19 protein-coding genes are annotated in these 22,194 nt (G+C 61.4%); 11 read left to right on the top strand and 8 right to left on the bottom strand.

Going from position 1 to position 22,194, the window contains the following annotated elements:
• Window positions 1–56: 56 nt before the first annotated feature.
• The gene (locus E4P01_RS12515) at window positions 57–1,415 is read left to right on the top strand and encodes an 8-oxoguanine deaminase (protein ID WP_216090696.1); all 1,359 of its coding nucleotides are present in this window, start codon (window positions 57–59) and stop codon (window positions 1,413–1,415) included.
• A 74-nt stretch (window positions 1,416–1,489) separates the two neighbouring features.
• On the opposite strand, the gene E4P01_RS12510 is transcribed toward E4P01_RS12515, so the two are convergent.
• Complete coding sequence (locus tag E4P01_RS12510; protein WP_216090695.1) at window positions 1,490–2,581, bottom strand: calcium:proton antiporter; 1,092 nt, start codon at window positions 2,579–2,581, stop codon at window positions 1,490–1,492.
• 193 nt (window positions 2,582–2,774) lie between these two features.
• Between E4P01_RS12510 and E4P01_RS12505 the strand changes: the two genes are divergently transcribed.
• Window positions 2,775–3,728: an adenosine deaminase gene (locus E4P01_RS12505; protein ID WP_005784479.1), complete on the top strand. Its 954-nt coding sequence runs from the start codon at window positions 2,775–2,777 to the stop codon at window positions 3,726–3,728.
• 137 nt (window positions 3,729–3,865) lie between these two features.
• Here E4P01_RS12505 and E4P01_RS12500 read toward each other — a convergent pair whose 3' ends face one another.
• The 3 genes from E4P01_RS12500 to E4P01_RS12490 all read right to left on the bottom strand — a co-directional run bounded on the left by E4P01_RS12500 (window position 3,866) and on the right by E4P01_RS12490 (window position 7,087).
• Window positions 3,866–5,236: an MFS transporter gene (locus E4P01_RS12500; protein ID WP_032878067.1), complete on the bottom strand. Its 1,371-nt coding sequence runs from the start codon at window positions 5,234–5,236 to the stop codon at window positions 3,866–3,868.
• A gap of 100 nt (window positions 5,237–5,336) precedes the next feature.
• Complete coding sequence (locus E4P01_RS12495) at window positions 5,337–6,023, bottom strand: helix-turn-helix transcriptional regulator (protein ID WP_032878068.1); 687 nt, start codon at window positions 6,021–6,023, stop codon at window positions 5,337–5,339.
• A 134-nt stretch (window positions 6,024–6,157) separates the two neighbouring features.
• Complete coding sequence (locus tag E4P01_RS12490; RefSeq protein ID WP_032878069.1) at window positions 6,158–7,087, bottom strand: LysR family transcriptional regulator; 930 nt, start codon at window positions 7,085–7,087, stop codon at window positions 6,158–6,160.
• A gap of 133 nt (window positions 7,088–7,220) precedes the next feature.
• On the opposite strand from E4P01_RS12490, the gene E4P01_RS12485 reads away from it, so the two are divergent.
• Window positions 7,221–8,234, top strand: a complete 1,014-nt coding sequence (locus E4P01_RS12485) for a zinc-binding alcohol dehydrogenase family protein (protein ID WP_078820205.1) — start codon at window positions 7,221–7,223, stop codon at window positions 8,232–8,234.
• A gap of 146 nt (window positions 8,235–8,380) precedes the next feature.
• Window positions 8,381–8,563 (top strand): hypothetical protein, encoded by a 183-nt coding sequence (locus tag E4P01_RS12480; protein ID WP_216090694.1) that lies wholly within the window; start codon window positions 8,381–8,383, stop codon window positions 8,561–8,563.
• An 8-nt stretch (window positions 8,564–8,571) separates the two neighbouring features.
• Here the strand turns inward: E4P01_RS12480 and E4P01_RS12475 are convergent, their stop codons facing one another.
• Window positions 8,572–9,765, bottom strand: coding sequence for a multidrug effflux MFS transporter (locus E4P01_RS12475; protein ID WP_248130025.1), 1,194 nt, complete (start codon window positions 9,763–9,765; stop codon window positions 8,572–8,574).
• An 88-nt stretch (window positions 9,766–9,853) separates the two neighbouring features.
• Window positions 9,854–10,051, bottom strand: coding sequence for a cation transporter (locus E4P01_RS12470; protein ID WP_216090693.1), 198 nt, complete (start codon window positions 10,049–10,051; stop codon window positions 9,854–9,856).
• Window positions 10,052–10,198: 147 nt separating this feature from the next.
• Here E4P01_RS12470 and E4P01_RS12465 point away from each other — a divergent pair, with 147 nt between their 5' ends.
• The 3 genes from E4P01_RS12465 to cueR all read left to right on the top strand — a co-directional run bounded on the left by E4P01_RS12465 (window position 10,199) and on the right by cueR (window position 13,245).
• Entirely contained in the window at window positions 10,199–10,579 is a 381-nt protein-coding gene (locus E4P01_RS12465) for a hypothetical protein (protein WP_032878074.1), read from the top strand.
• 66 nt (window positions 10,580–10,645) lie between these two features.
• Window positions 10,646–12,847: a heavy metal translocating P-type ATPase gene (locus tag E4P01_RS12460; RefSeq protein ID WP_216090692.1), complete on the top strand. Its 2,202-nt coding sequence runs from the start codon at window positions 10,646–10,648 to the stop codon at window positions 12,845–12,847.
• Window positions 12,844–13,245 carry a Cu(I)-responsive transcriptional regulator gene (cueR, locus tag E4P01_RS12455; protein ID WP_003188242.1) on the top strand — a complete coding sequence of 134 codons (402 nt, stop codon included), beginning with the start codon at window positions 12,844–12,846 and terminating at the stop codon, window positions 13,243–13,245. The genes E4P01_RS12460 and cueR overlap by 4 nt, the downstream gene beginning before the upstream one ends.
• 128 nt (window positions 13,246–13,373) lie before the next feature.
• Here cueR and E4P01_RS12450 read toward each other — a convergent pair whose 3' ends face one another.
• Complete coding sequence (locus E4P01_RS12450) at window positions 13,374–14,273, bottom strand: PA4780 family RIO1-like protein kinase (RefSeq protein ID WP_005784460.1); 900 nt, start codon at window positions 14,271–14,273, stop codon at window positions 13,374–13,376.
• Between the two features lie 134 nt (window positions 14,274–14,407).
• Entirely contained in the window at window positions 14,408–15,685 is a 1,278-nt protein-coding gene (locus tag E4P01_RS12445; protein ID WP_216090691.1) for an acetyl-CoA C-acetyltransferase, read from the bottom strand.
• Between the two features lie 105 nt (window positions 15,686–15,790).
• On the opposite strand from E4P01_RS12445, the gene E4P01_RS12440 reads away from it, so the two are divergent.
• The 4 genes from E4P01_RS12440 to E4P01_RS12425 all read left to right on the top strand — a co-directional run bounded on the left by E4P01_RS12440 (window position 15,791) and on the right by E4P01_RS12425 (window position 21,990).
• Window positions 15,791–17,143: a 3-oxoacyl-ACP reductase gene (locus E4P01_RS12440; RefSeq protein ID WP_032878079.1), complete on the top strand. Its 1,353-nt coding sequence runs from the start codon at window positions 15,791–15,793 to the stop codon at window positions 17,141–17,143.
• Between the two features lie 2 nt (window positions 17,144–17,145).
• Window positions 17,146–17,994, top strand: coding sequence for a MaoC/PaaZ C-terminal domain-containing protein (locus E4P01_RS12435; protein WP_078820200.1), 849 nt, complete (start codon window positions 17,146–17,148; stop codon window positions 17,992–17,994).
• A 300-nt stretch (window positions 17,995–18,294) separates the two neighbouring features.
• Window positions 18,295–20,121 (top strand): collagen-like triple helix repeat-containing protein, encoded by a 1,827-nt coding sequence (locus E4P01_RS12430; protein ID WP_216090690.1) that lies wholly within the window; start codon window positions 18,295–18,297, stop codon window positions 20,119–20,121.
• A 186-nt stretch (window positions 20,122–20,307) separates the two neighbouring features.
• Window positions 20,308–21,990 (top strand): POTRA domain-containing protein, encoded by a 1,683-nt coding sequence (locus E4P01_RS12425; RefSeq protein WP_122732315.1) that lies wholly within the window; start codon window positions 20,308–20,310, stop codon window positions 21,988–21,990.
• The last annotated feature ends 204 nt before the right edge of the window (window positions 21,991–22,194 follow it).

The following is a 22,194-nucleotide window of genomic DNA, read 5'->3' as shown; positions in this document are numbered from 1 at the left end:
AGACAGGGCAACACTGAGCTGGCAAACCTGAACCCATCATTCAGAGGAGCCGGCCAATGCCTGCGACCCGTATCTGGTTAAAAAACCCCCTCGCGATTTTCACTGCCAATGGCCTCGACGCCCGTGGCGGCCTGGTGCTGCAAGACGGTGTGATCACCGAATTACTGGCCCAGGGCCAAGAACCGGCACAACCCTGCACGCAGGTGTTCGATGCTCGCGAACATGTGGTCCTGCCCGGGCTGATCAACACTCACCATCATTTCTATCAAACCCTCACCCGCGCCTGGGGCCCGGTGGTCAACCAGCCGCTGTTTCCCTGGCTGAAAACGCTGTACCCGGTATGGGCGCGGCTTACCCCGGGAAAACTCGCCCTGGCCAGCAAAGTCGCCCTGGCTGAATTGCTGCTGTCGGGCTGCACCACGGCGGCCGACCACCACTACCTGTTCCCCGATGGTTTGGAAAACGCCATTGATGTGCAGGTAGCCAGCGTGCGCGAACTGGGGATGCGCGCCATGCTCACCCGCGGCTCCATGAGCCTGGGCGAAGCCGATGGCGGCCTGCCACCGCAGCAGACCGTGCAACAAGGCCAGGTCATTCTTGACGACAGCCAGCGCCTGATCCGCGAATATCACGAGCGGGGTGACGGCGCGCAGATTCAGATTGCCCTGGCTCCGTGCTCGCCGTTTTCCGTCACCCCCGAGATCATGCAAGCCAGCGCCGAATTGGCCAACCGCCTGGATGTGCGCCTGCATACCCACTTGGCGGAAACCCTCGACGAAGAAGACTTCTGCCTGCAACGCTTCGGCCTGCGTACCGTGGATTATCTCGACAGCGTCGGCTGGCTCGGCCCACGCACCTGGCTGGCCCACGGCATTCACTTCAACCCGGATGAAATCGCACGCCTGGGTGCCGCCGGTACGGGGATCTGCCACTGCCCAAGCTCCAACATGCGCCTGGCTTCCGGTATCTGCCCGACCCTGGACCTGCTTGCCGCCGGCGCGCCCATCGGGCTGGGCGTGGACGGCTCGGCGTCCAACGATGCCTCGAACATGATCCTTGAAGCGCGTCAGGCCCTGTACATTCAGCGCCTGCGTTATGGCGCAGAAAAGATCACCCCAGAAGGCGTGCTGGGCTGGGCAACCAAAGGTTCGGCACAGTTGCTGGGCCGAACGGACATCGGTGAATTGGCCGTAGGCAAGCAGGCTGACCTGGCATTGTTCAAACTTGATGAGCTGCGCTTCTCCGGTAGCCACGATCCGATTTCAGCGCTGCTGTTGTGCGGTGCGGACCGGGCGGATCGAGTGATGATCGGCGGCCAGTGGCGGGTGATCGACGGCCAAGTCGAAGGCCTGGACCTGAAAGGCTTGATCGCCGATCACACCCAGGCGGCTCGCCAACTCATCGCCGGCACCTGAGCCAGACGCCGATCAAAATGTGGGAGGGGGGCCTGCTCGCTCCCACATTGGGTCTACGGCGTCATCAAAAACAGTTACAGCCCCAGCAGCGACAACATAATAAAAGTCGCAAACAACACAAAATGAGTCATCCCTTCAATGGCATTCGTCTCGCCATCGTTGAGGTTGATCGCGCTGACAATCAGCGTGATAAACACCATCACCGTCTGCACCGGCGTCATCGCCATCTGGAACGGCTGGCCGCTATAGAGCGCCATGGCTTCCATCACCGGCACCGTCAGGATCACCGTAGACAACGAAGCACCCAACGCAATATTCACCACCGACTGCATACGGTTGGCCAATGCAGCGCGCAATGCCGTCAGAATCTCTGGCGCGGCCGAGATAGCCGCCACCACAATCGCCGTGATCACCGGCGGCGCGCCCGTGCCTTCCAGGCCCAGATCCAGGGTTTTGGACATCACCTCGGCCAACGCGCCAATCACAATCACGCCAAACACCAACGTGCCTATCGAGAACGCGAGGTTAACGGGCGGTGTGTGTTCTTCTTCGGTTGATTTCTTGCGGCGTTTTTCCGGGTAGCTGTAGCTGAAGAAATAACTGTGTGGGCCTACCTGCATCCTCAGGAACAAGGTGTAGAGCACCACCATCGCGCCAATGGTGAAGGCCGAGTAAATTTTCCAATCGGCCTCGGGGATAAATTCCGGTACCACCATCGACACGCCCATGGCGGTGAGGATCATCACGCTGTAGGTGCGCGCCGAGTCATCGTTGTAGGACTGTTCGCCATGCTTGATGCCACCCATCAAGGCGGCTAGGCCGAGAATACCGTTGATATCCAGCATCACCGCCGAGTAAATGGTATCGCGCACCAGGGTGGGTGATGGCTCGTTGCTCATCATGATTGCCAGGATCACCACTTCCACCAACACCGCGGCGAGGGTCAGGATCATGGTGCCGTAGGGGTCGCCAACCTTTTCTGCCAACTGCTCGGCGTGATGGGCTACGCGCATTGAGGCCATTACGATAAACGCGATCAGCGCAGCACCGGCCAGCAGGGCCACCAGTTGCCCACTGTGGAGCATCCAGTGCTCCAGCGGATAAGCCGCAATGGCGGCAATCAGCGCCAGCAGCATGAATTTTTCTTGCTTGAAGTGTGTGAGCATTACGGGCCTTTTCGTGCAGCGAATCAGTCATTGATGGGGTACAGACTGCGCCAAGCCGCTAACGTTTCGTTACACCTTAGTTCACCTCACCCTTGCGTGAGTGACACAAATACTCTCCTGCTGGTCAGGTTTTGCCGATTATTTCAGCCATGGCCTGTAGAATGCCGCCATTGCACCTGATGAGATTTTAACTATGTACGATTGGCTCAACGCCCTGCCCAAGGCTGAACTGCACCTGCACCTGGAGGGTTCGCTGGAGCCTGAGTTGCTGTTCGCCCTGGCCGAGCGCAACAAGATTGCGCTGCCGTGGAACGACGTCGACACCCTGCGCAAGGCCTACGCCTTCAACAACCTGCAAGAGTTTCTCGACCTGTATTACAAAGGTGCCGATGTGCTACGCACGTCCCAGGATTTCTACGACCTGACCTGGGCCTACCTGCTGCGCTGCAAAGCCCAAAACGTGATCCACACCGAACCGTTCTTCGATCCACAAACCCACACCGACCGTGGCATCCCGTTCGAAGTCGTGCTGAACGGCATCGCCGCTGCGCTTAAAGATGGCGAGCAGCAACTGGGCATCACCAGCGGCTTGATCCTCAGCTTCCTGCGCCACCTGAGCGAAGCCGAAGCCGAGAAAACTCTCGACCAGGCCCTGCCGTTCCGTGACGCGTTCGTGGCCGTGGGCCTGGACAGCTCAGAAATGGGTCACCCGCCGAGCAAGTTCCAGCGCGTGTTCGATCGTGCCCGCCACGAAGGCTTCCTCACCGTCGCCCACGCCGGCGAAGAAGGCCCGCCCGAGTACATCTGGGAAGCGCTCGACCTGCTGAAAATCCAGCGTATCGACCACGGCGTGCGTGCCATTGAAGATGAACGCTTGATGCAGCGCATCATCGACGAACAGATCCCGCTGACGGTATGCCCGCTGTCCAACACCAAACTCTGCGTGTTCGACGACATGGCCCAGCACAACATCCTCGACATGCTCGAACGTGGCGTGAAAGTCACCGTGAACTCGGACGACCCGGCCTACTTCGGCGGTTATGTCACCGAGAACTTCCACGCGCTGCATACCTCCCTGGGCATGACCCAGGACCAGGCCAAACGCCTGGCGCAGAACAGCCTGGATGCGCGGCTCGTAAAGCCATAACCGGCCATCATTGAACGAATGCAGGCTAAATGTGGGAGGGGGCTTGCCCCCGATGGCGGTGGGTCAGTCACAGATGTGTTTACTGACACTCCCTCATCGGGAGCAAGCCCCCTCCCACATAGGTTTTGCGCTGACCTTTAGATTTGGGTGAGCTCTTCCAGCGTCTTGCCCTTGGTCTCCATCCCGAACACCCACACCACCAGCGCCGCCACGGCAAAGCACAACGCCCCCAAGGCAAATACCCCGCCCTGCCCGGTTATCGGAAATACCAACCCGGTCACCAACGGCCCCAGCAACGAGCCTACGCGGCCAATTGCTGACGCAAATCCGGAACCTGTAGCTCGCGCCGAAGTGGGATATAGCTCCGGCGTGTAGGTGTACAGCACCGCCCACATGCCAAACAGGAAAAACTGCATCAACAACCCGGAGGTGATCAGCAGGGCCACATTGCCGCCAAACACAGCACTTTGCCCATACAGAAACGCCATCACCCCGCCACCCAGCAGCGTCACGACGCACACCGGTTTACGCCCCCAGCGCTCGACCAGCCAGGCCGCCATCAAAAAGCCGGGGATCCCGCCCAGGGAAATGATCACCGTGTAATACACCGACTGGGTCACGGCGAAACCCGATTGCTGCAATAGCGCGCTCAACCACGACGTCAGCCCGTAGAACCCGAGCAAGGCAAAGAACCACACGCTCCAGATCATCATCGTGCGTTGGCGGTACTGCGCCGACCACAGCTGCTGGAACGCGGAAAAGAATGTACCCGGCGTACTCTCTACCCATGGCAGGGCCATCGGCTCCGGCAAATCGGCGCGGCCCAGGGAGTCGCGTACCTTCTGCTCGATACCCAGCAATACCTTGTCCGCCGCTTCGTGGCGCCCGGCCTGTTCCAGCCAACGCGGCGACTCTGGAATAAAGAAGCGGATGGCCAACACAAACACCGCCGGTACCGCCAACACCAGGAAGATGTCGCGCCAACCAATCACCGGCAGCAAAAAGTACGACAGCACCCCGGCGGCTACAAAGCCCAACGGCCAAAAACCATCCATCAACGCGATGTAACGCCCGCGCCGTTTGGCGGGAATCAACTCCGACAGCATCGACTGAGCAATAGGAAACTCCATGCCCATGCCAATGCCCAACAGGATCCGAAACAACGTCAACGCCTCCACCGTCTGCGCCGTGGAGCACAGGTAACTGGCAACGCCCCACAACACGATGCTCCACTGAAACACCGGTTTGCGCCCAAAGCGATCCGCGAGCATTCCAGAAAGAGAAGCACCCACCACCATGCCGAAAAAACTCGAACTGGCCAGCAACCCGGCCTGGGCCGTGCTCAAGCCAAACTCGGTTTTGATCGAGCCCAACAGAAAGGTCATCATTGCCAAGTCCATGGAGTCGAAGAAAAACGCCAAGGCAATGATGATGAAGATGACTCGGTGGTAACCGCTGATGGGCAACCGTTCCAGCCGCTGTGCTGCGCTATAACCCTGCCTGACCATGCCGCATCCCCCCGTATGAAAAATCCCCTTGGCGAGTGTGCGGCATCGTTTGTCCTGGCTATTGCTGGATGCGACCTGATTGCAGCTCTGAACGACGCGCTTAACGTGCCGCCAGCCGGCTGATCTCCCTGAGCCCTGCCTCGTTGACTGACAAGGCACGCGACTCGTTGATCACGCTGATCCAGTTGGCCTGCAGAAACAGCTGCATCAACCCCGCCCCCAATGCTCCGCCCAGATGCGGTTGCTGCTGGCTCCAGTCGAAACAGTCGCACACCAGCGGCGCTGCCAGGGCCTGGATAAAAATCCCCAGGTCCGCCAAATGCTGCGCGCCCTTGACCGTAACCTCGGTACGCTGCTCATGGCGCTCGAACCATCCGGCCTCAAGCATCCGTTGATACAACTGCGCCGCCAACTCGCCGCCGAGATGGCCGTGACACCAGCGGGCACGGCGCAACAACTGCGGTGCCATCAGTGCCGGCGGCAAGGCTTGCGGTGTGCTGCGCGCCGCGCTGGCCATGGTGGTGCTGGCCAGCGCATCAATGGCGGCACTCACATCCGCAGCCGCCACGCGAAACAAGCGCTTGCCACGTCGGGCCTCGGTCCGCAGCAAACCGCTGCCGGTCAGCCGCGCCAAATGGGCATTGGCCGACGCCGGCGACAACCCGGCCAGCGTTGCCAGCTCTTCTGAAGACTTCGCCGAACCGTCCATCAGGGCCCAGAGCATGGCCGTGCGTTTGGGCTCGGCAAGCAAGCTGGCGATCTGACTGATGCAAGGTGCTGCTTCCATGTATTCACTCCCTGTAAGACCATTTTTCTGCTGCGGTTGACGCCAAAGTATAGGTGCGCACGCAGCAGGTTCCGCGGCCTCCGACAGCTCGGATCAGGACAGGGTATGAGTGAAATTTCCGATCATTACGCAGGCTATTGCCCAGTCGCCGTTCGCCCCGGTCGTTGCGCCGTCAAGGTCGCACAGCGGGACACGAGCATCTCCCGCAGCAGATTGATGGGTTTGCTCAATTGCGCACGATGGGCACATAGCAAGTTGAGCGGTGTGCGCTCGCCCTGCAGCTGCGGCAGGATCAAACGCAAGCGCCCGGCCAGCACGTCGGTGCTGATATCCAACCAGGATTTGTAAGCGATGCCCATGCCCGCCACCGCCCAGCGCCGCACCACATCGGCGTCATCACTGAACCGGTCACCACTGACTGTCAGGCTCACGTGGCGCTTGCCGTCATAAAACCCCCAATGGTCATGCACCCGACTGCCGAGCATGTACAGCAGGCAATTGTGCTGGGCCAGTTGCTCCAGATGCTGGGGTTCGCCATGCCGGGCGAGGTAGCTCGGCGCGGCGCACAGCACACGAATATTGTCCGGGGCGATGGGCAGAGCCACCAGGCTGGAATCTTCGGGTTCACCATAGCGCAGGGCTATGTCCACTGGCTGGCGGAACAGGTCGGCAATGCGATCGCCCAGCAACAGGCGCACGTTCAGTTGCGGGTGTTGCTGCTGGAACTCATCCAGCCACGGCAACAGCTGGTTGCGACCAAAATCCGACGGCGCCGACAATTGCAGCACGCCGCTCACATGATCCTGGCCACTGGCCAATAAGCGCCGGCCATCGTCCAGCGCACTTAATGACGCACGCGCATATTCCAGGAAGCCCTCGCCTTCGGCAGTCAGGCGCAGGCTGCGGGTGGAGCGCGCCAGCAAACGCGTGCCCAGCTGTTGTTCGATACGCTTGAGCGCGGCGCTGGCCACTGCCGGTGACAGGTCCATCACCCGTGCCGCCGCCGACAGGCTGCCCAGGTCCGCAGCACGTACAAACAACTGCAAATCATCAAAACGCAGCATGGAATTCCGCCAATTATCAAAATTTGGTTGAAACAGACTGCTGTTTTAGCCGCTTTTATCTGCGTAGGAAATAGCCAATCATCTGCCCATCCCGTTCTTAGCTATATCACTCAGACCTTTTACCGGAGCCCTCATGAAAGCCATTGCCTACTACACGTCATTGCCGATCAACGACCCAAAATCCCTGCAAGATATAGAGCTGCCGGAGCCCGTGGCCGGCCCGCGCGACCTGCTGGTGGAAGTCAAAGCCATCTCGGTCAACCCGGTGGACACCAAGGTGCGCCACAACGTCGCCCCGGAAAATGGCGACGCCAAGGTGTTGGGCTGGGACGTGGCCGGTGTGGTCAAGGCGGTCGGCAGCGATGTGACGCTGTTCAAAGCCGGTGACAAGGTGTTCTACGCCGGCTCCCTGGTGCGCCCAGGCGGCAACAGCGAACTGCATACGGTCGATGAACGCATCGTCGGCCATATGCCCAAAAGCCTGGGGTTTGCCGAAGCGGCCGCGCTGCCGTTGACCGCTATCACCGCGTGGGAGCTGCTGTTTGAACGTTTGCAAATACCCGAAGGCAAGGAAGATCACGGCCAGAGCCTGCTGATCGTCGGCGCTGCCGGCGGCGTGGGGTCGATCCTGACCCAACTGGCCAACCAACTCACGGCGCTGAAAGTCATCGGTACCGCCTCGCGCCCCGAGACTCAGGAATGGGCCAAAGCCTTGGGCGCCCACGTAGTGATCGACCACAGCCAGCCGCTGAGCGAAGCGCTGAAACATGCAGGCCTTGGGCAAGTGACCCACGTCGCCAGCCTGACCCAAACCGAGCATCACCTGGATCAACTGGTGGAAGCGCTGCAACCCCAAGGCAAGCTGGCGTTGATCGACGACCCCAAGGCGCTGGATGTAAGCAAGCTCAAGCGCAAGAGCCTGTCGCTGCACTGGGAGTTCATGTACACCCGCTCGATGTTCGAGACGCCCGACATGATCGAGCAGCACAACCTGCTTAACCGCGTGGCCGATCTGATCGACGCCGGCACCCTGAAAACAACGGTGGGCGAGCATTTTGGTGTGATCAATGCAGCCAATGTGCGCCGTGCCCACGCGCTGCTGGAAAGCGGCAAGGCCAAGGGCAAGATCGTGCTGGAAGGGTTCTGAAAAAACGACTGTCAGTGTCGTCCGTTATTCATGTAAGTAATGGACGACACCATTAGTCTGAGAGTTGACCCTTGTCATATTTTTAAGGGGATTCGGGTTTATATTGGCCGCCTTTGCCACGAGTCTTTTACGCGAGGAAGTCAGCAATGAAGATCCTGATAAAAGCGTCAGCAAAATCCCCAGGCAGCCAATGGCAGGTTCGTCTCGACGGCGAAGCCATCACCTTCCGCAGTGAAGCCGAGGCCCGCGCCTTCGTTGACACCCTGCAAGCGCGGATCCAGGCCCCCCACCGTTTCCCCCTCGGCCAGCAGCGCTCTGCCGCTGGCTGACCCGTCTATCAGACCTGCGCCTGCGTGGCCCTTGCCCGTTGCAGGCGCTGGGTCGACATTGCAATCGTTACCGCCAGCACACCGCACAAGCTGATGACCATGGCCATCGGCATCGCCGTACCATCATGCAACACGCCGACCAGCGACGCCGCACCCGCCGCCACGCCGAACTGGATACACCCGAGCAACGCCGAGGCACTGCCCGCCCGTGCGCCTTGCCCGCTCATGGCACAGGCCGAGGTGTTCGGCAAAATGCAGCCCAGGCTGGCGATGCAGATAAACAGCGGCACCAGCAACGGCCACAGCGCCTCAGTACGCAGCGCGGCAATCCCCAGCAGCGTCAACGCCGCCGCCACGTAGACCCACACCGTACGCGACAGCAAAAACGCCGGGCCACGCTTGGCCAGCAACCGCGCATTCAACTGCGCCACCAGGATAAAGCCGGCGGCGTTGGAACCGAACAGCCAGCCGTAATGCTCGGCAGGCACGCCGTAGAGTTTGATAAATACGAAGGGGGAGCCGGCGATGTAGGCAAACATCCCGGCAATCGAGATGCCGCCGGTCAAGGCATAGCCCAGGTACACGCGGTCCGACAACAGCGAGCCGTAGCGGCGCAACGAACCAGACAATGGCTGGCGCGGTTGATCGGCCGGGAAGGTTTCCGGCAAGCCGACTGCCACGGCGATAGCCGCCATCACGCTGAACAACGACAGTGCCAGGAAAATCGATTGCCAGCCCCACACCCCGACCATCAGCCCCCCCGCCAATGGCGCAAGGATCGGCGCCAGGCCGGTGACCAGCATCAGTTGCGAATACACCTTGGCCGAGCCCACCGCGTCGCACTTGTCACTGACCACCGCCCGGGAAATCCCCATGCCTGCACAACCGCCAAGGGCCTGCACGAAACGCGCGCCGATCAGCCACTCCAGCGACGGCGCGTAGGCACAGGCGAAGGATGCGAGGGTAAACAAGGTGACGCCGCTGAGCAGCGGCACGCGCCGACCGAAACGGTCAGCCAGCGGGCCGTAGATCAATTGACCGATAGCCAGGCCGGCGAAATACACCGCCAAGGTTAACTGGATATGTTTTTCGTCAGTGGCAAAGGCCGTGGCCATGGCCGGAAAGCCCGGCAGGTAGAAGTCGATCGCCAACGGCGCGAAGGCGCTCAAGGCGCCCAGAATCAGGATTATGCGAAGGTTCATCAGACACCCAAGTGAGTCGGCAGCTCGACAGTCTAGCCGCGCTTGGGTGCCGTAAACATTACGTTAGGTCGCTAACGATCAGAAAAAATCACGCCAGTTTGGCGGTGTAGCCCTCCTCGGTGATCAGTTGGACGACCTTATCCGAGGGCAGACTGCTTGCCACGCGCACTTCTTTAGTGCCCAAATCTACTTCGACACTCGCTGCCGGGTCCTGGCTCTGTACCGCCTGGGTCACTGATCGAACGCAATGGCCGCAGGTCATTCCTTCAACATTGAATATTTGCATGACATGACTCCTTTGATGAGGTTGAACCCAGTCTCAAGCTTGCCATGATGGCAAGGTCAAGTTTCAAAAAAATCGGCCGGGCTGGTATTCGCAGGCGACGTCGGCCAAGCTTCAACTTTCCTCGCTGTGAACCATGGAGCATTCGCCATGCGCTGGTCGTTTTTTGCCCTTGCCGGCCTGATGAGCTTGTCTGCCGCTGCGCCCCAGGCTCTCGCCGCTGAAGATTATGCGGTGCTGATCATTTCCCGCGAACGCCTGGAAGTACCCACCAATTGCGAAATTGGCCTGTATCTTCAGGACCAACTGGCCGGACGCCTGTTCCAGGAACAAGCCACCTCGTTCAATCTGCCCGCAGGTAACGTGTCGCTGCGCCTCAAGCTATTGCCAGGCCAGTCCCCGGGCTGCCAGCCAGGGATGCTGGCGCCGGCGGCGCAGAACATTACGTTGAAAGCCGGTGATGTCCGCAAATTGCGTATTGCCCAGGGCCAGGACGGCATGTACCTCAAACCTGCCGCATTGGAATACTGAAGACGCTTGACCTTCCCCACAGGTTAAGGTTGATCCTAGTGGCAACTTCTTCTGGAGGACTGCCCCATGAATGGATCCACCACATTTGACTTGCCCATCGGCGGCATGACCTGCGCCAGCTGTGCCGGCCGCGTCGAACGCGCGCTGGGCAAGGTGCCGGGGGTGCAACGCGTGAGCGTCAACCTGGCCAACGAACGCGCCCATATCGAAGTGCTCGGCCCGATGGATGCCAGCGTGTTGATCGCCGCAGTCGACAAGGCCGGCTACACCGCCACCCTGCCACAAAGCGAAACCACCACCGAAGCCGACCAGGCCGGGCGCCTGCGCCGCGAACGCTGGGCGCTGGTGGCGGGGATTGTGCTGGCGCTGCCCCTGGTGCTGCCGATGCTGGTAGAACCCTTCGGCCTGCACTGGATGCTCCCGGCCTGGATACAGTTCGCCCTGGCTACACCGGTGCAATTTATTCTGGGTGCGCGCTTTTACGTCGCCGCGTGGAAAGCCGTACGCGCCGGCGCCGGCAACATGGACCTGCTGGTGGCGATCGGCACCAGCGCCGGCTACGGCCTGAGTATCTATGAATGGCTCACCGCCGCCCCAGGCGTGACGCCGCACCTGTACTTCGAAGCCTCAGCGGTGGTCATCGCTCTGGTGTTGCTGGGCAAATACCTGGAAAGCCGCGCCAAGCGCCAGACCGCCAGCGCCATCCGCGCCCTTGAAGCCTTGCGTCCGGAACGGGCGATCCGCGTGCTGGATGGCCGCGAAGAAGACGTCGCGATCAATGCCTTGAAGCACGGTGACCTGGTGCTGGTCAAACCCGGCGAACGCTTCCCGGTAGACGGCGAGGTGGTGGAAGGCCAAAGCCATGCCGATGAAGCGCTGATCAGCGGCGAAAGCCTGCCCGTGCCGAAACAGCCCGGCGACCCGGTCACCGGTGGTGCCATCAACGGTGAAGGCCGTTTGCTGGTGCGCACCCTGGCCCTGGGCGCGGAGAGCGTGCTGGCGCGCATCATCCGCCTGGTCGAAGACGCCCAGGCCGCCAAGGCACCGATCCAGAAACTGGTGGATAAAGTCAGCCAGGTGTTCGTACCGGCCGTGTTGGTATTGGCACTGATCACCGTAGTGGGCTGGTGGTTGTATGGCGCATCGCTGGAAACCGCGATCATCAATGCGGTCGCCGTGCTGGTGATCGCCTGCCCTTGTGCCCTGGGCCTGGCCACGCCGACCGCGATCATGGCCGGCACCGGCGTCGCAGCACGCCACGGTATTCTGATCAAGGATGCCGAAGCCCTGGAACGCGCCCATGCCGTGAGCGCCGTGGTGTTCGACAAGACCGGCACCCTGACCTCCGGCGCACCGAAAATTGCGCACCTGGCGGCGGTAGACGGCGACGAAGCCCTCTTATTGCAACAGGCCGGCGCCTTGCAACGCGGCAGTGAACACCCGCTGGCCAAGGCCGTGCTGGATGCCTGCCAAGAGAAAGGTCTGGACGTGGCCGATGTGAGCGCCAGCCAATCCCTGACCGGACGGGGCATTGCCGGTACGCTGGACGGTCGCCCACTGGCGCTTGGCAATCGACGCCTGCTGGAGGAAACCGGTCTGGACGCAGGCGATTTGGCTCAGCGTGCCAAGGAATGGGAAGCCGAAGGCCGCACCTTGTCCTGGCTGATCGAGCAAGGTGCGCAACCGCGTGTGCTGGGCCTGTTTGCGTTTGGCGACACCCTCAAGCCCGGCGCACTTGAGGCGGTGCAACAACTCAAGGCGCAGCACATCAGCAGCCACCTGATTACCGGCGATAACCACGGCAGTGCACGGGTCGTTGCGCAGGCGTTGGGGATCGATGACGTGCACGCCGAAGTGCTGCCGGCTTACAAAGCTGCCGCCGTTGCCGAGCTGAAAAAAACCGGGGTGGTGGCCATGGTGGGCGACGGTATCAATGATGCCCCGGCGCTGGCCGCTGCCGATATCGGCATTGCCATGGGCGGCGGCACCGACGTGGCCATGCACGCCGCCGGCATCACCCTGATGCGCGGCGACCCGCGCCTGGTGCCGGCCGCGCTGGAGATCAGCCGCAAGACCTATGCAAAAATTCGACAGAATCTGTTCTGGGCCTTTGTGTATAACTTGATCGGCATTCCCCTGGCCGCCTTCGGCCTGCTCAACCCGGTACTGGCTGGGGCTGCCATGGCCTTGTCCAGCGTCAGCGTGGTGAGCAATGCACTGCTGTTGAAAACCTGGAAACCCAAGGACCTGGAGGATCAACGCCCATGAACATCGGCCAAGCCGCCCGCACCAGCGGGCTGAGTGCAAAGATGATTCGCTACTACGAATCCATCGGCCTGCTGAAAACGGCCCATCGCACCGATAGCGGCTACCGTGTGTATGGCCACGACGACCTGCACACCCTGACGTTTATCAAGCGCTCGCGGGACCTGGGGTTTTCATTGGAAGAGGTCGGCAAGCTGCTGACCTTGTGGGAAGACCGGCAGCGGGCCAGCGCCGACGTAAAAGCCCTGGCGCGCCAGCATATAGACGAGCTCAACCACAAGATTCGCGAGTTGGGGCAACTGCGCGACACCTTGCAGGACCTGATGGAGCACTGCCAGGGCGATCATCGGCCCGATTGCCCGATACTCAAGGAGTTGGCGGCGGGGAACTGCTGCGCCTGACCGGATAAACACAAAACCCAATGTGGGAGCTGGCTTGCCTGCGATAGCATCACCTCGGTGTCACTGATACACCAAGGGGTCTGCATCGCAGGCAAGCCAGCTCCCACATTGGAACGCGCCGTTTTGAGTTACTGCATCCAAGGCGGCGGCGGTGGCTCGTCCGGCACTTTGCTCGGTGGCGCATCGTCTGCCGCGCGAATCGCCTGGCGACGCTCTTCATCCAGCCGCGCCGCTTCGATTTCGCGGATCACACCGCCTACGTCCGCCAGCTCTTCCGGTTCGTCGAACTCACCGGTCAACACACTGGCCGGGTGCAAGGTGCCGGCTTCGTACAGCGCCCACATTTCCTTGGCGTACTTGGTCTTCTTCAGCTCCGGGGCAAAGCGTCCAAAGTAGGAAGCCATGTTGCCCACGTCCCGCTCCAGCATGTTGAAGGCGTGGTTGTTGCCCGCCGCATCCACTGCCTGGGGCAGGTCGATGATCACCGGGCCCGTCGGCGTAAGCAGTACGTTGAACTCGGAAAGGTCACCATGCACCAGGCCGGTGCACAACATCAGCACGATCTGCGAGATCAGAAAGGCGTGGTACTCGCGCGCCTGGTCCGGCTCCAGCACCACGTCATTCAGGCGCGGCGCTGCATCACCGTACTCGTCGGCCACCAGCTCCATCAACAGCACGCCCTCAAGGAAGTCGTACGGCTTGGGCACGCGAACGCCCGCACCGGCGAGGCGGAACAGCGCCGCCACTTCGGCGTTCTGCCAGGCATCTTCGGTTTCTTTCTTGCCGAACTTGGAGCCCTTGGCCATGGCCCGGGCCTGGCGGCTGTTACGGACCTTTCGGCCTTCCTGGTATTCGGCCGCCTGACGAAAACTTCGTTTGTTCGCCTCCTTGTAAACCTTCGCGCAACGCAATTCGTTGCCGCAGCGCACCACATAAACAGCTGCTTCTTTACCACTCATGAGTGGGCGCAGCACTTCGTCGACCAGACCGTCTTCGATCAGGGGTTCAATGCGTTTAGGAGTCTTCATCAGCTTTTATTGTGGGTCCTGTATTACCAAACACGCGTGTGGCACTCGTTATACGGCAATCAGCTCGCCGGTGGGAGAGGCTACCGACCTCTGACCCCTTCAGAATGCATGCAATGGGCCAATTTTTTTGGCAATCAGCGTTCGATAATCGCTGTCACCCCTTGGCCGCCAGCAGCACAGATCGAAATCAACCCCCGCCCTTTGCCCGCCGCATCCAGCAACTTGGCGAGGTTGGCAACGATGCGCCCGCCGGTAGCGGCAAATGGATGGCCTGCCGCCAAAGAACTGCCCTTGACGTTGAGCCGGCTGCGATCGATAGCCCCCAACGGAGCATCCAGGCCCAGGCGCGTCTTGCAGTAATCGGCGTCTTCCCACGCCTTGAGCGTGCACAACACCTGGGCAGCAAAGGCTTCGTGGATCTCGTAGTAATCAAAATCCTGCAAGGTCAGGCCATTGCGGGCCAGCAAGCGCGGCACCGCATACACCGGCGCCATCAACAGGCCCTCGGCACCGTTGACGAAATCCACCGCCGCCGCTTCGCCATCACGCAGGTACGCAAGGATCGGCAGCCCCCGCTCCTTGGCCCACGCTTCACTGCCGAGCAGCACCAGGGAGGCACCATCGGTCAGCGGCGTAGAGTTGCCGGCGGTCAGCGTGCCCTTTTCGCTACGCTCGAAGGCCGGCTTGAGGGCGGCGAGTTTTTCCAGGGTCAGGTCCGGGCGCAGGTTGTTGTCACGGGTGAGGCCGAGAAACGGCGTGAGCAAATCGTTGTGCCAGCCTTCGGCGTAAGACGCGGCCATCTTTTGATGACTCTCCAGCGCCAGCTGGTCTTGGTCGACACGCGGGATCTGCCAGGTCTGAGCCATCAGTTCGCAGTGTTGGCCCATGGACAGCCCAGTGCGCGGTTCGCCATTGCGCGGCAGTTCCGGCTTGAGGTGCTGGGGACGAAGTTGTAACAGAATTTTTAATTTGTCTGCCATGGATTTGCTGCGGTTGGCTTTGAGTAGCAGCTTGCGTAGCCCTTCATTCACGCCAATCGGTGCATCGGACGTGGTGTCCACCCCGCCGGCAATGCCGCATTCGATCTGGCCCAGCGCGATTTTGTTAGCCACCAGCAACGCCGCTTCCAGACCGGTGCCACAGGCTTGCTGGATGTCGTACGCGGGGGTCTGCGGCGACAACCGCGAGCCGAGCACGCATTCGCGCGTCAGGTTGAAATCGCGGGAATGCTTGAGCACCGCGCCGGCGGCCACCTCGCCCATGCGCAGGCCATGCAGGTTGTAGCGCTCGATCAGGCCCTCCAGGGCGGCCGTGAGCATCGCCTGGTTACTCGCCGTGGCGTAAGGGCCATTGGAACGGGCGAAAGGAATGCGGTTACCGCCAATGATCGCCACTCGGCGCAATTGAGTCATGAAAAGCTCCCTCTGTCGGTTATGGGCTTGATCACTGAGCCTAGTCGAACGACTGCTACCCTGGGATGGTCAACCCTTTGAACCCCAGCCTTCGGAGAGCGTTCCATGTCTGACCGTTATATCGACTTCGCCAACTCAAGCCTCGGCCATCGCCTGGTCGCCGCCATTGGCCTGCCGTCACCGGTACGCCTGGAACGCTGGCAAGCCGGACGCCTGCGCCCGGTCGAAGGCGCACTGTTGCTGGGCGGCGGCGCATTGACGAGCAAGGTGCTGGCGTTTGCCAATCGGCTCACCGACGCCATCTACAGCTACGGCGCAGAAGCCTCGACGGCATCCGTGTGGATTCCCGGGCACGGCCCCAAGCTCAAGGCGGTGGTGTTCGACGCCAGTGACTTGAAGCACACCGACCAACTCAAGCAACTGCGTGAGTTCTTCCAGCCATTGCTGAAAAACCTAGACCATAGCGCGCACCTGGTGATCCTCGGCCGTGCGCCGGAAAGCCTCAGCGACCCGTTTGCCGCCAGCGCCCAGCGCGCCCTGGAAGGCTTCAGCCGCTCGCTGGCCAAGGAACTGCGCAGCGGTGGCGTGTTGCAGTTGCTGTATGTGGGTGACGGGGCCGAGGACCAATTAGAGGGCGCGCTGCGGTTTTTCCTCTCGCCCAAAAGCGCTTACATTTCTGGCCAAGTCATTCGCCTGTCAGCCTGCGACACCCCGGTCGAAGACTGGACGCGCCCGCTGGCGGGGCGCAAGGCGCTGGTCACTGGCGCCGCCCGGGGCATCGGTGCGTCCATCGCCGAAACCCTGGCCCGCGACGGTGCCGAGGTGATTTTGCTCGATGTGCCCCAGGCCAAGGCCGACCTCGAAGCCCTGGCCGCACGCCTGAATGCGCGTACGGTGGTGCTGGATATCTGCGCCGAAGACGCCGCCAGCCAGTTGGTCGAACACTTGCCCGACGGGCTCGATATCCTGGTGCACAACGCCGGCATCACCCGTGACAAAACCCTGGCCAACATGACGCCCGAATACTGGGACGCAGTGCTGGCGGTGAATCTCAATGCTCCGCAAGTGCTGACCAAGGCCCTGCTCGACAGCGGCACTCTGCACGACAACGCACGGGTCGTGCTGCTGGCCTCCATCAGTGGCATCGCCGGCAATCGTGGGCAAACCAACTATGCCGCGAGCAAGGCCGGTTTGATCGGCCTGGCCCAGGCATGGGCGCCCCTTTTGAAGCAACGCGGGATCAGCATCAACGCCGTGGCGCCGGGCTTTATCGAAACCCAGATGACCGCACACATCCCGTTTGCCCTGCGTGAGGCCGGGCGACGCATGAGTTCGCTTGGCCAGGGTGGCATGCCACAGGACGTGGCCGAAGCCGTGGCCTGGCTCGGCCAGCCGGGCTCCGGTGCCGTCAGCGGCCAGGCGCTGCGTGTGTGTGGGCAAAGTCTTCTGGGAGCATAAGCATGCAATGGCAAACCTTGGACAGCACACCGTCGCTACTCCCGCTGTACTGGCGTGCGGCACTCAAGCGCAAGATCACCGGCAGCACGTTGCCCGAACGCGGCTGGCGCTGTCGGGTCAGCGTCGATCCCAAGGCCGTCGCGGCGTACCGCAAGGTCTGCGGGTTCACCGACAGCCCGATGCTGCCAGCGACTTACCCGCACATCCTGGCGTTCGGTCTGCAACTGCAACTGCTGACCGACAAGGCGTTTCCGTTTCCGCTGTTGGGGCTGGTCCACCTGAGCAATCGCATCCGCATTCACCGGCCTCTGGGCGGCGTGGGAGAGCTGAGCATCGGTGTGTACGCGCACAACCTACAGCCCCACGCCAAGGGCGCGACCTTTGACATTGCGACCGTGGTCGAAGATGCCCTTGGACTGCTATGGGAAGCCGAAAGCCAGATGCTCTGTCGTGGCGTAAAGCTTGAAGGCGAATCGCTGAATAACAGCGTGCACGTCCCAGGGCCGCTCAACGAACTGACCCGCTGGAAAGCGCCCACCGATATCGGTCGCCGCTATGCCCGCGTGTCCGGCGATTACAACCCCATCCATCTCAGTGCGCCTACGGCCAAGCTGTTCGGTTTTCCCCAAGCCATCGCCCATGGGCTGTGGAACAAGGCCCGCACGCTCGCGGCGCTGGGAGAACACCTGCCGGCCGCCAATATTGAAATCAATGTCGAGTTCAGGAAACCCGTGCGCCTGCCCGGTGAAGTGATATTGATGAGCAGCGCAGCCGGTTCCAGTGGCGAGTTGGAACTTAAAGGGCCGGGCGGCATTGAGCATATGTTCGGAAAGTGGCAGCCGATCGCCTGAAAAAACCGATTAATTGTATATATACACCCAAAGTTATAGCGGACCTTACGAGGCCCGCTTATTTATTCAACCTTTTGATTTACATCACCTAAATTTCAGTAAGCATCCTTGCCATACACCCTTTGTATTAGTCGCTAAGTTGACCGATGCCTAGGGTATATAAATTGTTAATACCAAGTTGAGCGTTGTGCGAAAGAGTGCCATGGCCTGAGATAGAACCACGGACAAATCTATTGCTGCCCCAAGAAGTAGCGAAGGTTTGAAACAACCCAGGTTGTACCAGGTGCAAGGAACTCAATCATGAAAACTCAAGTCGTGTTGTGGAAAGCAAGTACCGCGTTGGCCCTGATTCTGGCAATGAGCCTCGGCGGCTGCAGCAGTGGTGGCGGCGGGCATAAATCCAGCGTGGCGGCGTCATCGCCGGATGCTGGCGCAGGTGCGGGCACAGGTGACGGCGGCACGGGTGGCGGCACTGGCGGGACTGGTGGTGGCACTGGCGGCGGTACTGGCGGCACTGACGGTGGGACTGACGGTGGGACTGGCGGAACCGGCGGCGGAACCGGCGGCACTGACGGTGGCACTGGTGGAACCGGCGGCGGCACGGGCGGCACTGACGGTGGCACTGGTGGCACGGGCGGCGGCACGGGCGGCACTGACGGTGGCACTGGTGGGACCGGCGGTGGCACTGGCGGCACTGGTGGGACCGGCGGTGGCACTGGCGGCACAGGCGGCGGCACTGGTGGGACCGGCGGCGGTACTGGCGGCACAGGTGGCGGCACCGGCGGGACGGGTGGTGGCACTGGCGGCGGAACAGGTTCGACAACCACCCCACTGATCACTGGCCAGATCGCCGGCACCCTCGGCACCACCGTAGGCAATGTAGGCACAGCGGTGGGTGATCTCGGCGGCACCCTGACCGCGGTTCCGATCGTAGGCACAACAGCAGGCGGGCTGGTCACCTCGGTCGGCACGGCTGTCAACACCATCGGCACCGGAGTCACAACAGGCTTGGGTTCCCTGGGGACCAGCAGCAACTCGCTGGGCATTACGGTCGCAGGTGTCGGCGGCGGCGTTGCTGACTTGGGCAGCGGCCTTTCGACCACCGGCCAATCACTGTCGACCACCCTCGGCGGTGTACCCGTCGTCGGCGGCCTGACAGGTGGCGTAGGCACTGCAGTCGGCGGCGTAGTGGATAAAGTCGGCACTACGGTAACCATGCTCGGCGATACCCTCAGTACCGCCAGCACCACCGGCCCATTGGGCTCGTTGACCAACACCCTCGGCGGAAAAGTAGTGGTGCCTGTGGTATCGCTGGTGGAAAACACCACCGGCAACCTTGGCACGGCAACCGGCCTGGGCACTCCAGTCAATGGCCTGCTGGATAAAGTCGGCTCGACGGTCACCAGCCTGGGGACTCAAGTCGCCAGTACTGGCGGTACCGGCAACCCTGTCACTACCGTGGTCGGCAGCGTGCTGACTGGCGTTGGCGGCACGCTCGACAAGTCTGGCGGCTATGTCGCCCCAACCGGTGGCACCGCAGCTCCCGGCATTCCAGAACTGGTCGGCGGCCTGGTCAGCAACGTCGGTACCGGCCTGAATGTCGGCAACACCAACGGCACGGTCAGTGCAGCGGGTGTAACCGGTGGCGCGCTGGGCAACACCATCGCTTCGGTAGGGACTGTGCTGGGTGGTACAGGTGTCGCCAACACAGGCGCCACGGCACCGGTCGCGGCAGTGGCAACCAATGTCGGCGCCGCGCTTAACCCGGTCACATCCGGCGTCACCGCGCTGACGCAAAACATTGGTACTACCACTGGCGTTGGCGCTCCGGTCAACGGGCTGGTGACGCAAGTGGGAGGGGCAGTCAGCAGCGTAGGCACCAACCTGACTGCCGCCAATGCAAACCCGATCACCAACGCAGTGGGCACCACCGTAACGGCTGTCGGCAACACTGTAGGTTCGGTGGGTGGCTTGGTCACCGGCGGCACTACCGGCACCAGCGGTGGCCTGCTCGGTGGCTTGAACATCGGCGCCACCACCACGACCACAGGCACTGCCACAACCACCGGCGGCACTACAGCCACTGGCGGTCTGGGCGGTTTGTTGAACGGCCTGACCGGCAAATAGAAATGCACCTGGCCGATTAGACGGCCTCCCCTACAGCGCCTACGCTTGGTTGAGACGAGAGACCCTAAATAAGTCTCTCGTCTTTTTTATGGGCGACGCCTTGTGTGATGAGCCGCCACCCTCCCGAACCGAGTCCCAGAACCCGGCGGGCCCGAAGCGCTGCTGCAGTTGACCATGGAGTGTCCTATGCGCGTATTAACGCCGTTGTTAATGCTAACCCTCAGCGCTTACGCCCAGGCCGAGCCCCTTCCCAGCTTTTTGAACAGCAATGACACCGTGCGCACCTTGCCGGTACCCAACCTGCCCGCCGATGCCTATCGACCGGCCACGCCACAAACCCAAGTGCCTGAAGCACCGCCGACTGCCGGCCAGCCCCTGTTGATGGACACCAAGGTCACCATTCGCAAGCTGCAGATCGAAGGCGGCACCATTTACCCGCTGACCGAGACGGCCCAAGTCTACGCACCGCTGATTGGCCGCGAGACCAACCTCGCGCAATTGATCGAAGCAACCCGTGGCATCACCCGCCGCTACCAGGAGGACGGCTACCTGCTGTCCTACGCGTTCCTGCCACAGCAGAATTTCGAAAACGGCCTGGTCCGCGTTGTTTTGGTGGAGGGTTACATCAAGGACTACCAGCAAACCGGCGACATCGGCTCGGTGTCGGCCTACGTCGACAAACTGGCGAAAAAACTGTTGGCCGAACGCCCGCTGACGCGCAAGACCTTCGAGCGCTACACCACGCTGATGAGCCGCATTCCCGGCCTGACCGTACAAGCCCAGGTGCCACCGCCCGGCACCACCGATGGCGCCACGCACATGCAGATCCAGGCCAGCCGCAAACCTTTCACCACCAGCATGAGCCTGGTGCAGAAAAGCCGTGGCGGTACGCAAGCCTTGCTCAGCGCCACCAGCAATTCGCAAACGTTCATGGGCGAACAACTGACCGTCAGCGGCCTGTTCCCGCCCGGCGAGGACAAAGAGCATTACTACCGTGTGGACTACAACCAGTTCATCAATGCCGAAGGCACCCAACTGGCACTCGCTGCCGAACGTTACCGCGCCGACCCCAACAGCAGCGTGCAACTGGACGGCGGCTTCGAGCTCAAGCCGCACCAGTCGATCGATCGCTATTCCATTGGCCTGAGCCACCCGTTTATCGCCTCTCCCACCGAGTCATTGAGCCTGGGCACACGCCTGTACGTGGTGGACCAGACCACCCGTTACAAGCTGGTGGGCTACCCGCTGAGTTTCGACATCGAATCCAACCTGCGCGCCCTCGCCTTCGAGGGTGATTGGCGCAAGGCCGACGCACGCCGGTTACGCATCATCAGCGGCGGCCTGTACCAAGGCATCGACGGTTTGGGCGCCAAGGCGCGCAGTGACCTGGACGTGGCAAAACCCGACCTCGATTTCTTCCGCCTGCGCCTCTCCGGCGTGCAAAGCGACAAGTTCTTCGACAACTGGCAAGGCGTGCTCTCAGGTGCGTTGTACTGGAGCAACAACACGCTGCCTGACAGCGAACGTGCCACCTTCGGCGGGCAAAATTTCGGGCGTGGCTATCCTGATGATCAAGGCTCGGGCGACAAGGGCTGGGGGGTGGCGTACGAGGTCAACTACAGCTTCAACCGTGCTGGCAACTGGGTGAAGGTTTTGCAACCCTACGTGGTGCTCGACCGCGCCAAGACCTGGTTCAACGACCTGCCGGTCAAGGCCAGCGACATGTCTTCGGCGGCAGTGGGGTTACGCTTTGGCGATAACAAGTACTACAACATCGCCCTGGAGGCGGCCAAGCCGATGTCGGATATCGCCCTGGACAGTTTTAACCGCAGGCCACGGTATACGCTGAGTTTCAGTTATCAGCTCTGAAAAGGTCAGGCCTTAACCATTTGTTGGATCAGACTCGGTGAAAAATGTGGGAGGGGCGGTGCGACGATTCGACTTGCTCCCGATGGCGGCCTTGTAGCCGACGGGGGTCTTGGATCAGACCGAGTACATATCCATTTCTGCGGTAACGGCCACTATTGGTTCCGCTTTTACAGCGGGTCACTTTTGGAAAAGAGCCCGGAATGC

This window comes from Pseudomonas sp. NCIMB 10586 (assembly GCF_023127895.1).
In the GTDB taxonomy this organism is placed as follows: Bacteria; Pseudomonadota; Gammaproteobacteria; order Pseudomonadales; family Pseudomonadaceae; genus Aquipseudomonas; species Aquipseudomonas synxantha_A.
Note: the sequence above shows the minus strand (reverse complement) of the source record. Positions and strands in the feature narration are given on the sequence as shown.